This is a genomic window from Serratia sp. Z4 (assembly GCF_009900725.1).
GTDB classification, from domain to species: Bacteria; Pseudomonadota; Gammaproteobacteria; order Enterobacterales; family Enterobacteriaceae; genus Serratia; species Serratia nematodiphila.
The window spans coordinates 1,521,096-1,534,945 of sequence record NZ_JAAABD010000001.1 but is presented as its reverse complement, the minus strand read 5'-3'; the positions used below and the strand labels follow the sequence as shown (position 1 = coordinate 1,534,945).

The window sequence follows — 13,850 nt, the reverse complement described above, 5'->3', positions numbered from 1 at the left end:
TTAAGGCGGAAATAATCATAACGATTTGTATTAGCGCAGTATTAATGAGAAAGATAAGCGTATCGGCGGGCTAATGACTCGTCTTTTTGGGCATGTTATCGCCGGTTAGATCAGAATTATCGAGGATTAAAAAACCTAATCCTTGCCTCATCATCCTGCCGGGAACGTGCTAAGGTGTGAACGGACAGCCGAAAGGAGTGACCCGATGCCAACCCATTTACTTATGCGCGCCTTGCGCCGCGCCAGCCTGACAGGAGTCATTATGAGCGTATTGTGCAGCAGTGCCCTGGGCAGTTCACTGCCGTTGCTGGAACCCGCCGCGCTGAAGGGCGACTGGCAGCTCGCCGCCATCGGCGACGGTAAAACCGTCTGCGAGGTGCAGCTGAGCGACGAAGCGGTAGCCAACACCAACGCCTTCCGCTTCAGCGCCTCAGCCGAATGCCTGCAGCCGCTGGCGCTGCACGCGCTGCCGGTCGCCTGGCGGCCAACGCCGGACGGCATGACGCTGACCGACGCCGAAGGGAGCATGGTGGCGTTTCTGGCCCTGACCGCGCCGAAGCGCTATGAGCTGATCGACCGCAACGGCCCTTCGCGCTTTGTGCTGATCCCGCGCTAATCCTTCAGGCGAACAGCAAGCCAAGCAGCGCGCCACCGGCCAGCACCCACAGCGGATGGAGGCGCTTGCTCATGCTCAAGCCCGTCGCCAGCGCCACGATCGCCGCCAGCCGCCAATTGGGCGCGGAAGCCTCGGCGATCAAAAGGCCGCTGGCCACCACCAGCCCCACGGTCAGCGGCACCAGCCCGGCCTGCACGATGCGGCGCCACGGGCGATCCTTAAAGCGCCGCCAGGCGCCCATCACCAATAGCGTAACGATGGAAGACGGCCCGAACTTGGCGACCGAAGACACCAGCAGCCCCGCCCAACCGGCGACGTGCCAACCGACCAGCGGCACGATCATCATGTTCGGCCCCGGCGCGGCCTGCGCCATGGCGAACAGCGCGCTGAACTCCTGGGCGCTCATCCACTGATGCACCTCCACCACCTGCCGCTGCATCTCCGGCAGAATGGTCATGCCGCCGCCGAACGCCAGCAGAGACAGCTCGGTGAAAATCAACGCCAACGCCATCAACACCCCGCTCATGACGGCCACCGCCACATCAGCAGAATGCTCAGCGGCGCCAGCACCAGCATGGTCGGCAGCAGCGGCAGGCGCAGCCAGGCAATGGCGATCAGCGCCAGCGCCACAATCGCCAGCGCCGCCCACTTGCCGCGCAGCGGCAGCAGCATCTTAATCCCGGTCGAGAGCAGCAACCCGGCGGCGGCGGCGGCCAGACCGGCGAACACATGCTGCACATGAGGATCGTTTTGGAAGCGGGCGTACACCACGCCCAGCCCCACCACAATCGCCGTCGGCGCGCTGATGAGGCCCAACAAGGCGCACAGCGCGCCGCGCAGCCCGCGAAACTCCATGCCCACCGCCACCGACAGGTTGATCACGTTGCCGCCGGGCAGAAACTGGCACAGCCCGAGCAGCTCGGTGAATTGTTCGCCGCTCAGCCAGCGCCGGCGCTCCACCAACATGCTGCGCGCCATCGGCAGTACGCCGCCGAAGCCGATCAACCCCAGCCACAGAAAGCCCAAAAACAGCGCCGCGTTGCCCGGCGCTGCCGCCGGGTGCGGTTTTATCGTATTGATATCTGACATGACATTGCCGTTCCACATCGCTTGTTTTGATGTCTGGTATCATGCGCGCCGCCGTGCCATGATGTCTAATGCATTCCGGAACAATGAAAGATACCTTTGAGGTATGGTTATGATTGAACTGCGTCGCCTGCGGGCGTTCGTCACCGTGGTGGAAGAAGGCAACATCACCCGCGCCGCCGAGCGGCTGTTTATCCAGCAGCCGCCGCTGACCCGCCTGTTGCAGGGGTTGGAAGATGAATTGGGCGTGAAGTTGTTACAACGATTGCCGCGCGGCGTGCGCGTCACCGAAGCGGGCGGTGTGCTGTTCGAAGAAGCCCGCGCCCTGCTGGCGCGCGCCGAACGCCTGCGGGAAGCGGTGCAGCGCGCCGCCCGCGGCGAGCAGGGCCACATCGCTATCGGTTTCACCAGTTCCGCCGCGCTGCACCCGTTCGTGCCCAACCTGTTGCGCCGCTACCGCGACATCCTGCCGGGCATCACGACTCAGTTGGAAGAGGCCGGCAGCGGCGAACTGATGGAGGCGTTGCTGGAACAGCGCCTCGACGCCGCCTTCGTGCGCTCGCCGGCCAACGGCATTCCCGGCCTGAGCGTCGAGCCGGTGCTCAGCGAGCCGATGATCGTCGCCCTGCCGCTGGGCCATCGGCTGGCGCATGAGACGCAGCAGCCGCTGCCGTTGGCCGAACTGGCCCACGAGGCGTTTATTCTCTATCGCCGCCCGGCCGGCCAGGGGCTGTACGACGCCATTCTGGCCGCCTGCCACCGCGCCGGCTTCAGCCCGCGCATCGTGCAGGAAGCGCCGCGCCTGCCGGCCACCCTCAGCCTGGTCGGCGCCGGATTGGGGGTGTCCATCGTGCCCGGTTCCATGCGGCGGCTGGGCGGCGACGGCATCGTCTACCGCACTCTCGCCGCAGAGGCGCAGCTCAGCGCCCCGCTTTACCTGGCGCTACGGCGCAGTCCGGCCTCGCCGATCGTCGAGCGCTTTCGGCAACTGGTGCTGGAGACCGTGGGGCAGTCATAAAAATAGCCCGAACGGCCAATAAAAAATGACGTTCGTTTATTATTTATTTAAATTATCCGGCGACTAAAATTAATTCCACCCAATGACTATTCAACTTCCGGTTAATTAATTAAACCCGCTCTCACTTAGTAACAAACGCAAACAAATAAGCGCCTACGCAATACCTTCCAGCCGCTAGGATTTAAGGGTCACAGCCTATTTCCGCCGATGACAAAAATCATTTCAATGGCGATCGCGCCTTCCCTGTCGCCTGCTTCTGCAGGCGCACGGCTTTATATTGGAGAAAATGCTATGCTATCGCGTCGTGATATATTGAAAGTCTCCGCCGTCAGCGCGGCCGCCGCCGGCATGATTGGCGGCATCGCCAAAAATGCCGCTGCCGACGACCATCGCAATATCGTGCCCCCCAGCAGCTATCAGCCGCCTGCCGATGCGCAGCATCTCTATAAATACAAATTCACCGATAGCAAAAAGCGCAGCCTGCCCAGCGGCTGGGCGCGCGAAGCCACCGTCGAGCAATTCCCGATCTCCGAGGGCGTGGCCGGCGTCGACATGACGCTGGAACCGGGCGGCGTGCGCGAACTGCACTGGCATGCCATCGCCGCCGAATGGGCGTTTATGCTGGAGGGCCATGCGCGCATCACCATTCTCGATCCCGAGGGCAAATGCGAAGTGGCGGATTTCGGGCCCGGCGACGTCTGGTATTTCCCAAAAGGTTACGGCCATTCCATTCAGGCGTTGGCGGACGGCGCGCATTTTATTTTGGCGTTCGATAACGGCCATTTCTCCGAATTCGGCACCTTCAGCATCACCGATTGGGTGGCGCATATGCCGAAAGAGGTATTGGAAAAAAGCGTCAACATGCCGGCGGCGGTATTTTCCAAGGCCAAACAGGGTGAAGCTTATATTGTCGGCGGCGCCGTTCCGCCCGCCTTGCCATTGCCGAAAAACGACGGCGGATTAAATAACGCCCCGCTGACCCACCGTTATGAATTAATGAAGCAAAAGCCGTTCTTTGAAAATGACGCGGGCAGCGTCCATTTGGTGTCGTCGAAAGAATTCCCCATCTCCACCACCATGACCGGCATCATCGAGATCGTGAAACCCGGCGCGATCCGGGAATTGCACTGGCACCCCAATGCCAACGAATGGCAATACTATATCTCCGGCAAAGGCCGAATGACGGTGTTCAGCTCGCACGGCCACGCGCAGACGGAAGAGTACGCCCCTTCAGACGTCGGCTACGTGCCGCAGGGCTTCGGCCATTACATCGAGAACATCGGCGATGAGGATTTGAAGGTATTGATCGTGATGGACAACGGCATTTATCAGGATATTTCGTTGTCCGACTGGCTGGCGAAAACCCCGGCCTACCTGCTGGCGGATAACTTCAATAATCAGGTTGAGGACTGGCGGGATCGGCCGAAAGACAAGCGGGTGATGTCGCGGCGCAGCCGCTGACGCCGCGGCGAGGGAGCCGCTCCCTCGCCGCTTTTCTTTACTGCTTGCGCTGCTCCGCTACCTGCTTGGCGGTGACTTTGCCCTGCTTATCGCCGAAGTGGCCGACCACGAAGTTGGCGACCGCCGCCACTTCCTCGTCGGAATAGGCGCTGCCGAACGCCGGCATCATTTCATGCCGCTCGCCAACGCTGATGCTCGTCCCCTTCAGGATAGCCTGCACCACGCTGCGCCCCTGCGGATCGTTCACCGCCGTGCTGCCCACCAGCGAAGCGTACTCGCTCTGGCGGCCCGGCCCGTTCCACTGGTGGCAGCCGCTGCAGTCGTTGGCGAACAGCCGCCGCCCGAGCGAACTGTCTTGCCCGCCCGGCAGGATCGGGGTGGATGCCGCCGCGCCCTTCGGCTGCAGGTTCACCGCGGCGGCAGCGTCGCCGGCGATCGGCTCGATGTCGCGCAGGTATTTCACCAACGCCAGATTGTCTTCTTGCGTCAGGAACTGCAGGCTGTTTTCCACCGCTTCCGCCATCGGGCCTGCGGCGCTGCTGCGCCCCGGCGCATGGCCGGTAGCCAGATATTGCGACAGCTGCTGGTCGCTCCAACCGCCGATGCCGGTCTGTTTGTCCGGCGTGATGTTGGCAGCGAACCAGCCCTGCACCACTTCACCGCTCAGGTGCTTGCTCTGGTTAAGACCAAACCCCAGATTGCGCGGCGTGTGGCACTCGCCGCAGTGGCCCAGCGCCGTCGCCAGATAGGCGCCACGATTCCACTGTTCGTCCTTGTTGAGATCCGGCGTAAAACGCTGCTCGTTAAAGAACGCCAGGTTCCAGAATTTCATGCCCCAACGCTGGTTGAACGGGAACGACAGATCGTTTTGCGGGTTGGCCTGTTTCACCGGCGGCAGACTGAACAGATAATCCTTGATCGCCAGCACGTCGTCGCGGCTCAGCCCGGTGTACGAGGTGTACGGCATCGCCGGATACAGGTTGCCCTGCGGACCGATGCCCTCACGTACCGCGCGTACGAACTGATCGTCGCTCCAGTTGCCGATGCCGGTCTCCTTGTCGGCGGTGATGTTGGTGCCGTAAATGGTGCCGAACGGCAGTTTAAAGGCGAAGCCACCCGCATAAGGCGCGCCGCCCGGCGCGGTATGGCACGCCACGCAGTCGGCGGCGCGCGCCAGGTACTCGCCGCGCGCCAGCTTATCGGTGATACCGGCCGGCGCCCCGGCGATCGGCGCCGCGGGTTCCGCGCCGGTTGGCCGCAGCTGCGTGTACAGCGCGTACCCTCCCGCCAGTACCGCCACGGCGATAATCAGCCATAACAGCCCTTTCAAGGCGTTGCTCATCGCATCTCTCCCTAACCCAATGCCTTGGCGGCCTGGTGGATGGCGGCGCGAATGCGCACATAGGTGGCGCAGCGGCAGACGTTGCCGCCCATCGCCGCATCGATGTCCGCATCGCTTGGATTTTTACTTTGCGCCAACAGCGCGCTGGCGCTCATGATCTGGCCGGACTGGCAGTAACCGCACTGCACCACGTCCAGGTCAAGCCAGGCTTCCTGCACCGCCTTGCCCTCCGGCGTCGCGCCCACGGCTTCGATGGTGGTGATTTTCTTGCCGACGGCGGCGGAGACCGGCGTCATGCACGAACGCACCGGCACGCCGTCCAGATGCACGGTACAGGCGCCGCACATGGCGATGCCGCAGCCGAACTTGGTGCCGGTCAGGCCGGCTTCGTCACGCAAAAACCACAGCAGCGGCATGCGCGGATCGCCCTCAAAGGTCAGCGGCTGATCGTTTACGGTTAAATGAATCATCAGGTTCTCTCCTTGTCAGACGCCGGATTCGCAGTGGGATTATGCAGCGGCAGGCTCAGCGAGGTGCGCGGCCGCCCGAGCAGCGCCAGCGCATTGCCGACCGCCGGGGCGATGGTCGGCACCCCCAGCTCGCCCACGCCGGTCGGTTTCTCGGTCGAGGGCACGATGATCACCTCGATCTCCGGCATCTCATCGATACGCAGCGGGCGGAAGTTATTGAAATTGGACTGTTCGACCACGCCGTCTTTCAGCGTGATATTGCCGTATAGCGCCATGCTGAGGCCGTAACCAATGCCGCCCTCGATCTGCGCGCGGATCACGTCGGGGTTCACCGCCACGCCGCAATCCACCGCACACCACACTTTATGCACTTTCGGGATGCCGCCTTCGCCGATCGACACCTCGGCCACCTGCGCCACATAGGTATCGAACGCCTTGGCGACGCCCACGCCGCGCGCGCGCCCGTCCACCACCTTGGCGCCCTGCCAGTCGGCGGCTTTAGCCACCGCCCGCAGCACGCCCGCCGCGCGCGGCGCATCGCCCATCAGCGCCAGCCGCCCTTCGACCGGATCCTGCCCGGTTTCCTGCAACAGCTGATCGATAAAGCTCTCCACCGCGTGGCCGGTGTGGGTGCTGGCGACCGACCGCAGCGAGGTGGTCGGCACCTTGCCGGGCACGATGTGCGCATCGCAGCGGAAGGCTTCGAAGGTGTATGACACCTCGCTGGCGCCCTCGACCATCATTTGATCGAGCCCGTTGACCACCAGCGCATCCATCGCGCTGTGGCGCGTCCAGGAGTGGCCGACCACGGTATCGGTCCAGCCCACCACCTTGCCGCCGCGAATGGCGCCGCGCAGGCGGTGCAGGATCATCGGGCGATACCAGCCGTTGCGGATGTCGTCCTCGCGCGTCCATACCACCTTCACGCCGTGACCGGGGCCGATGCCCTTGGCGGCCGCCGCCATGTCGGCCGCCAGATCCGGCCCCAGCGTCGGGTTGCCTAAATCGATGCGCCGGCCGAAGCTGCCGCCCGCCAGAATGGTTTCAATCTGCACCTTCTCCGGCGGCAGCTCGAACAGATCGCACAGCTGCTTATGGTCAAGCGTCTGGATTTGGCAGCCGTAGCGCGCCTTAACGCTCTCGCCGTCCCAGAACAGATAGCCGTCCAGCGGCTCCATCGGCGCGTGGGCGACGTACGGGAAGGTGTATTCAGCCTCGATCACCTTGTCGGCCTTATCGAACACCTCGTCCGGCTTGCCGTGGCTCTTCGCCACCACGCCGGTTTTCTGCGCCACCTGGCGGAACTCGGCGTAGATCTCCTCGGTGTTGCGCCGTTCGGCCTGCGCATCGTCCCAGGTGACCCTCAGCCGTTCCCGCCCCTGGATCGCCGCCCAGGTGTTTTTGGCGTAAACCGCTACGCCGGTGGCAACCTGTTTCACCGCCACCACGCCCGGCACCGCCAGCGCCCGCTCGGCGTCGAAGGTCGCCACTTTGCCGCCGAAACGCGGCGGTTTCTTGATGGTGACGGTCAGCATGTCCGGCTCGTGGATATCCTGCGAGAACTGCGCGCTGCCGTTGGTTTTCGCCAGCGAATCGACGCGGTGCAAACCGCGCGTTTTGCCGATCAGGATGAAATTGGCCGGGTCCTTCAGCGTCAGGCTGGCGGGATCGGGCGGCGGCAACGTGGCGGCCAGCGCGGCGAACTCGCCAAAGCCCGCTTCTCGCCCGCTGGCGGCATGGCGGATCTTGCCCGCCTGCACGGTGATTTCCTGCGCCGAGGTTTTCCAGCTCTGCGCGGCGGCCTGCACCAGCAGCGCGCGCGCCATGGCGCCCATGCGCCGCATTTGCTCATAGGCATTGGCCACCGAACTGGAACCGCCGGTGCCCTGGAATCCGAACGCCAGGTTCTTGTAGATATTGGTGTCCACCGGCGCGGCCACGACCCGCACCTGCGCCCAGTCGGCGTCGAGCTCTTCGGCGACCAGCGTCGCCATGCCGGTATAGACCCCCTGGCCCACTTCGGTGTGTTTACTGATGACGGTGACGACGCCGTCGGCGCCAATCTGAACGAAGGCGTTGGCGTCTAACGCCGCCGTGCCGGAGGCGGCCGGGGCGTTCGAGCGCGCCAGCGCGCCGGTGGACGGCAGATAGGCGCCGATCACCAACGCCCCGGCGCCGACGATAAACCGCCGCCGCGAAAGCGGAACTTGGGATATGCTCATTGCTCATGACTCCAAAAAAACCGAAGGCGTCACTGCCTTCGGCAAAACAACTCTTGTTATGGGAATGGCTTGCCGCGCCGGTCAGGTGACATAGCGCAACAGAGCAATAATTAGCGTAGCCTATTATTCAGCAGGCCTAATCTTGATAAGGGATTTTCTGTTGGAGAATCGTGCGGTGCGGGCGGGAACCCGCACCGGGAGTCAGCTCTGCGTCGTCGCCAGAGAGGAGAAGACGCTGAGCAGGCGGATTTGCGCCGCCATGTTGTCGCTGTCGAAGGCCACGGTGAGCGCGTCCTGGCGCTGCACGCCGGGCACCAGGCTGAACAGATCCGCCAGCACCGGTTTGGCCGCCATCAGCGTCAACCGGTAAGGTGGCATGAAGCGGCGCTCCACCGGCAGTCTGGCGCCCTGGCGCACCTGCTGCATCGCCCGCTCGCGGATCTCCGCCCGCGCCCGCTGAGGGCTGAGCGATTCGGCGGCGGTTTGCGAGATGGCGCGTTTCACGCAAACATAGCCAGATTGCGGATAACGTTCAGCGATCCAGCGTTGCAGCTCGTCGTCACCGCTCACCAGCCACAGCGGGACGTTCAACTCGGCCGCCGCCGCCGCATACAGATCGCTTTCGCCTACCACCTCGCCGTTCAGGCTGACGCGGTAAAAGGCCCGGCCATTGATGGTATGCGCCAGCACGCCGCGTTCGCCGGCGGCGCTGTGATAACCGATACACATCAGGCCGTCGTAACGTTGATGCTGCAGCCCTTCCACCATCGATAGCCCGCGCGGTTTGCCCTGCACCAGGCGCGCCCGCGCATCGATGCGATCGGCGCGCAGGTTCTGCATCATCGCGTGGCTGTCGGCCACCGTCACCTCGGTGGCGCCGCCGGCAAAAGCGCCGTCGATGGCGGCGTTGACCTCCTGCTCCATCAGCTCGCGCGCCGCTGCATAGTCAGCATGAGCCGGGTTGCACTGCTCCGGCCGCATCACGCCGGCAATACCCTCAATATCCGCAGAGATAAAGACTTTCACATCACACTCCCGTTATTTAATTTGCCGCCAGCCGATCGAGCAGCGGGCCCAACGCCATACGATCGTGCTGCTGGAAACCGCTGACGCCTTCCGCGCTCAGCAAGGCATCCAACACCGCGTATTCGGTGGCGTCCGCGGCGGCCGCAAACAGCGGCTCCAGCCGCTCGTCCGGCAACGTCGCCCCCAGCAACCGGGTGGAAAACGCCAGCGCGATATCGCCGGAGCCGTGCCCCCAATGGCTGCCCACCCGCCCCAAACCGGCGCCCGCGCGGCGGGCGATGCGGTTCAGCTGGCGGCTGTCCAGCGCCCGATCGCAGGCGATGATGATAATGACCGAACCGGCGTCCACCTGCGGCGGCGGATCCGCCAACAGCTTGCCCAGCGCCTGGCCAACGCGCACGCCGCTCAGCGTCAGCGAGTCGAGGGTGCCGAAGTTGGCCAACACCAGCACGCCGAGCGTGGTGCCGAGCCCAGGACAATAGCGCGAGGCGGTGCCGATGCCCCCTTTCAAGCCGAAGCTGCTCATGCCGCGCCCGGCGCCAACGCTGCCGCGCGCAAAGCGGGTGGAATGGTTATCCAGCGCGCTGAAGACGTGCTCCTCACGCACCGCCATCGCCTGAATATCGTTGAGGTAGCCGTCGTTGCACTCCAGCACCAGCGGGTTAATGGTGGCGCTGCCGCGGCCGATCTGCGGGTAACGCAGACAGCTGCGCCGCACCATGGCGTTGAACAGCGTGCCGACGGCGAAGGTGTTGCTCAGCAGAATAGGCGTTTGCAGCACCCCCAGCTCGTTCAGCTGCACCAGCCCCAGCGGCTTGGCGAAGCCGTTGAGCACCGCGCTACCACACGGCAGCGGCTGGTTAAACAGATCGCCCGGCGGCACGATGGCGGTAACGCCGGTCTGGCATTCGCCGTCGGCCAGCGTGTGATGCCCGACGCTGACGCCCGGCACGTCACACAGGGTGTCGGTCGGGCCGGCCGGATAGCGCGCGCCCGGCAGGCGGCGATGGCGCCGCCAATAGCTCAGCAGATTGTCGAGGCTTTGTTGTTCAAACGCCTGGCTGTCTGTCATGGTTCCCTCATCCGCCGTCAGCCCATCAGAAAACCAGAATATCGCGCAATGCGCCGCGCCGTAAATTGAAAGCCGAAGCGAGCAGCAAAAATAGCCTTGCCCCATCGCCATTTATTGGGTTTTTAGGGGGGAACAGTGAAAATGGCCGGTGCCGCGGGTGATACCCCCCTTATCCCAAATGTATAACCCGATCTGCCGACGCAATGGTCGTTTCACGGTGGGCAATGATCAGCTTAGTGATATTGAGTCTCTTGATGGCCTGATTCACCACAGCTTCGCTCTCCTTATCCAGCGCGCTGGTGGCCTCATCCAGAAACAAAATAGCCGGTTTTTTGTAGATTGCCCGGGCTATGAATAGCCGTTGTTTTTGCCCGCCGGACAAGCCTTCCCCCAACTCGCCAATCAGTGTTTCATATCCCATAGGCATGCGTAAAATCACGTCATGCAGATAGCTGGCACGGGCACAGGCTTGCATCCAGGCATCGTCCACCTCGTCCGCAAACCCGCAAATATTTTCCCGGATCGAGCCGGAGAACAGTTTGTCGTCCTGCATCACACAGGCAATCATTTTGTGGTAGTTGTTGATGCCGAGCTGGCGGATATCGACGCCGTTCACCTCAACCCGCCCTGAATCCGGGGGAAACAGCCCGCACAGCACCTTCATCAGCGTGGTCTTGCCTGCCCCGGACGGACCCACAATGGCCACGCTTTCGCCCGGCGCAACGCTGATGTCCAGGCCATCAAAGATAGCCGGTGACTGGCTGTCGTAACGATAGCTCAGGGCATGGGTCGTCAATCCCAAAGGTTGCTGGCCCGCCGTGTAAGGGTGATCGGGTTTACGCGCCTCCCGCGGATGCAGAGCGATATCGGCAATGCGCTCGTTATGCAGGCTCATCATGCGCAGTTGCAGCAAAAACTCCGTCAGCGACCCGATACGGTCGGAGAACTGCCCCCGAAAGGCGCCGAACGCCACGAACATGCCGAGGGTCATCTGGTTATCGATCACCAGGCTGGTTCCCAACCACAGAATGACGATCTGGTCACACGCCGCTATGAAGGTGTTGATCCCGCCAAACAGCATGTCCATTCGGGTGACGCGGATACCCGTGTTGATGGTGTCGATTTCAAGGTTTAGCCAGTGAGCGATGCGGCGTTCTGCCATGCCCTGCATCTTGACGGTAGCGATACCGTACAGCGTTTCCATAAAATACGAGCCGGCCCGCGCCTCTCTCACCAGCGCCTCCTCGGACAGCTGACGGTAATATCCATAGGTCAGCAGCCGCATCAACACATAAAGCGCAGTGAAACTGAGCACTACCCAGGTCAGCCAGCCGCCATACAGCACCATCATCACCAACACACCGATCACCATGATGCCGTCCATGATGGCGCCGACGATACTGGTGGTGAAAGTGCTGCGCAGCGTATCCAGTGAACCGAAGCGTGATTGAATGTCACCCAGCTTACGCCGTTCAAAGTAACCGAGCGGCAGGCGCAGCAGATGGGTGAACAACCCGGACTGCCACTGCACGTTGATAAGCGTCGCCATGACCAATCCTGACCATGCCCGCACCATGCCGATGGCAGCCCGCAACAAGATAAACAGCATCAATCCGGCGCAGATGAGCGACAGTAACCCGCGATCTCCGGCGGGAATGGCGTGATCCATCACCAGCTGCGTGCCGATGGGCATCACCAGGTTGATGGTTTCGAACACCAGAGACAGGCAAAAGATTTTGCCGAGCGCCCCCTTGAGGCCATGCACGCTGCCGATCAGCGTGCGAAGATGAATGCGATGGCGGACGCTGTCGGCGGTAAAGGTGCTGCCGGGCCAGGCCTCAAGCGCTACGCCGGTGAAACTGTGCGACAGTTCCGTCAGGCTGACGGCCCGGCGCCCGCGCGCCGGATCGTGCAGCACTGCGCGGCGGCCTTTGACGCTGACCAGCACCACAAAATGGTTGAATTCCCAGTGCAGAATGCAGGGCAGTTTTAGCGCGCCAAGTTCGTCCAGCTCCAGTGACAAGGGGCGAGTGCTCAACCCCAGCTGTTCGGCGATACCGGTCAGCCCAACCAGCGTTGCACCGCGGGCCGACAGATTGAACTGCCGGCGCAGCGCAATCAGGTCGATGTTTTTGCCGTAGTAGCCGCAAATCATCGCCAGACAGGCCAGCCCGCATTCTGACGACTCGGTCTGGTGTACCATCGGAACCCGGTGGCGCAGCCGCAGAGCCAGCTGGCTGACCCGTTGTTTGAATGTGGTCCTACTCATTGACCGGCCCCGTCGCGCTGTGTTTCATGTCGTAGAACGGCGACAGCATCCATTGATAAATCTTCCTTTTTTCCAGAAACAGGGTGCTTTGCGCTTTCATGCCGTTTTCCAGGCTCAGACGTTTACCGTCATAGGCAATGGCCTGTTTCTCCGGCATGACGATCACTTTGTAGTACGGCACGGCGGCGGTCAGCGCCGCTTTGGGCGCTCCCTGATAGGTCAGCATTTCCTGCGGTGAGGCCGGGGCTTTGGAGATGACGGACACCGTACCGGCAAACTGGCCAAATTTTTCCGCCGGAAAGGCGTCATAGCGCACATTGACCTGATCACCGGCAGCGATGTAAGGGATGGCGTCGTTAGGCACCCACAGCACCAGGGCATAGCGATCGATGTTTTGCGGGAGAATCTGCAGCAGACTGTCGCCGACGTTGACCATTTGGCCAACCGTGACGCTCAGCGAGTCGATGCGGCCGCCGGCCAGCGCGCGAACGATAATATCGCCAGTGGCATCGATGTTTTGCCGCTCCTTTTGCAGCTCGTAGCGCTGCAGCTCCATCTGGTAGATCTGGTTATCAAATTCGGCGGCCTGGATATGGATCTGGCTTTCCAGCGCGGTGATCTGCAGCGCATTCTGTTCATTCTGGCCGGACAGGCCCAGCAGGTTGTTCTGCTGCTGGTAATACAGCGCCACCTGGTTGGTGAGCTGATCCTTGTTGATCAGCCCCTTGGTCTGATAGTGCCGGTAGTTCTCCATGTTCTCCTTCATGATGCGTATCCCTTCCTGGGCGCGTTTGAGGATGTCGGTGGAGCGGGTGAACGCAGCGGTATATTGTGTCTTCTGTTTCTCCAGCATGGTAAGCGTGGCCTGCTTGCTGCTTTCCAGTCGGTTAATGATTTGCGCAATGCGTGCCAGCTGGTCATCGATATCCCGCTGCTGGTTATCGCTGACCACTCCGCTGCGGGTGCTTTTACTGACGTCAATCTGGTAAATGGGGGCACCGGCGGCAATCACCTGCCCTTCGGTGACAAATTGTTTGACCACTACCCCTTGAACCGTGGAGTAAACGTTCGCGGCGCGGGGATAGGTGCTGATCTCACCGGTCACGTTGACCCGCCGGGTATAGGTGCCGGCGATCGCGAAGGTGAGAAAGGCGATGAAGAAAAACAGGCAGAGCCCTGTCGTGCCCCAAACGGGAATACCGGGTAGCAGGAGCGCCCTGCCACGCCATTTCATTTTCTGATTCTCGATCGCTTCCTGGCGAAACATG

Annotated in this window: 12 protein-coding genes; 3 read left to right on the top strand and 9 right to left on the bottom strand. The window is 62.3% G+C overall.

The genetic code is table 11. From position 1 onward, the window contains the following. Positions 1-262: 262 nt before the first annotated feature. Complete coding sequence (locus GT753_RS07610) at positions 263-616, top strand: AprI/Inh family metalloprotease inhibitor (RefSeq protein ID WP_004940750.1); 354 nt, start codon at positions 263-265, stop codon at positions 614-616. 4 nt (positions 617-620) lie between these two features. On the opposite strand, the gene GT753_RS07605 is transcribed toward GT753_RS07610, so the two are convergent. Both GT753_RS07605 and GT753_RS07600 read right to left on the bottom strand, forming a co-directional pair. Continuing rightward, positions 621-1,142 (bottom strand): chromate transporter, encoded by a 522-nt coding sequence (locus GT753_RS07605; RefSeq protein WP_041922337.1) that lies wholly within the window; start codon positions 1,140-1,142, stop codon positions 621-623. Then, on the bottom strand, positions 1,139-1,705 hold the full coding sequence (locus tag GT753_RS07600; protein WP_015377810.1) for a chromate transporter: 567 nt from the start codon (positions 1,703-1,705) through the stop codon (positions 1,139-1,141). Before GT753_RS07600 ends, GT753_RS07605 begins: the two co-directional genes overlap by 4 nt. Before the next feature lie 103 nt (positions 1,706-1,808). Here GT753_RS07600 and GT753_RS07595 point away from each other — a divergent pair, with 103 nt between their 5' ends. Together GT753_RS07595 and GT753_RS07590 are read left to right on the top strand one after the other, a co-directional pair. Next, positions 1,809-2,720, top strand: a complete 912-nt coding sequence (locus GT753_RS07595; protein ID WP_099981618.1) for a LysR family transcriptional regulator — start codon at positions 1,809-1,811, stop codon at positions 2,718-2,720. A 291-nt stretch (positions 2,721-3,011) separates the two neighbouring features. Then, on the top strand, positions 3,012-4,181 hold the full coding sequence (locus GT753_RS07590) for a cupin domain-containing protein (RefSeq protein WP_160125451.1): 1,170 nt from the start codon (positions 3,012-3,014) through the stop codon (positions 4,179-4,181). A 37-nt stretch (positions 4,182-4,218) separates the two neighbouring features. Here GT753_RS07590 and GT753_RS07585 read toward each other — a convergent pair whose 3' ends face one another. From GT753_RS07585 to GT753_RS07555, 7 genes are all read right to left on the bottom strand, one after another. Beyond that, the gene (locus tag GT753_RS07585; protein ID WP_021504541.1) at positions 4,219-5,523 is read right to left on the bottom strand and encodes a c-type cytochrome; all 1,305 of its coding nucleotides are present in this window, start codon (positions 5,521-5,523) and stop codon (positions 4,219-4,221) included. A gap of 11 nt (positions 5,524-5,534) precedes the next feature. Continuing rightward, entirely contained in the window at positions 5,535-5,993 is a 459-nt protein-coding gene (locus tag GT753_RS07580; RefSeq protein ID WP_118892065.1) for a (2Fe-2S)-binding protein, read from the bottom strand. Then, positions 5,993-8,215 (bottom strand): molybdopterin cofactor-binding domain-containing protein, encoded by a 2,223-nt coding sequence (locus GT753_RS07575; RefSeq protein ID WP_015377805.1) that lies wholly within the window; start codon positions 8,213-8,215, stop codon positions 5,993-5,995. Before GT753_RS07575 ends, GT753_RS07580 begins: the two co-directional genes overlap by 1 nt. Positions 8,216-8,416: 201 nt before the next feature. Beyond that, positions 8,417-9,241, bottom strand: coding sequence for a M55 family metallopeptidase (locus tag GT753_RS07570; RefSeq protein ID WP_015377804.1), 825 nt, complete (start codon positions 9,239-9,241; stop codon positions 8,417-8,419). Between the two features lie 16 nt (positions 9,242-9,257). Then, positions 9,258-10,313, bottom strand: a complete 1,056-nt coding sequence (locus tag GT753_RS07565; protein WP_021504539.1) for a P1 family peptidase — start codon at positions 10,311-10,313, stop codon at positions 9,258-9,260. Positions 10,314-10,482: 169 nt separating this feature from the next. Then, the gene (locus GT753_RS07560) at positions 10,483-12,582 is read right to left on the bottom strand and encodes a peptidase domain-containing ABC transporter (protein ID WP_160125450.1); all 2,100 of its coding nucleotides are present in this window, start codon (positions 12,580-12,582) and stop codon (positions 10,483-10,485) included. After that, positions 12,575-13,849 (bottom strand): HlyD family secretion protein, encoded by a 1,275-nt coding sequence (locus GT753_RS07555; protein ID WP_015377801.1) that lies wholly within the window; start codon positions 13,847-13,849, stop codon positions 12,575-12,577. The genes GT753_RS07560 and GT753_RS07555 overlap by 8 nt, the downstream gene beginning before the upstream one ends. Position 13,850: the final 1 nt, after the last annotated feature.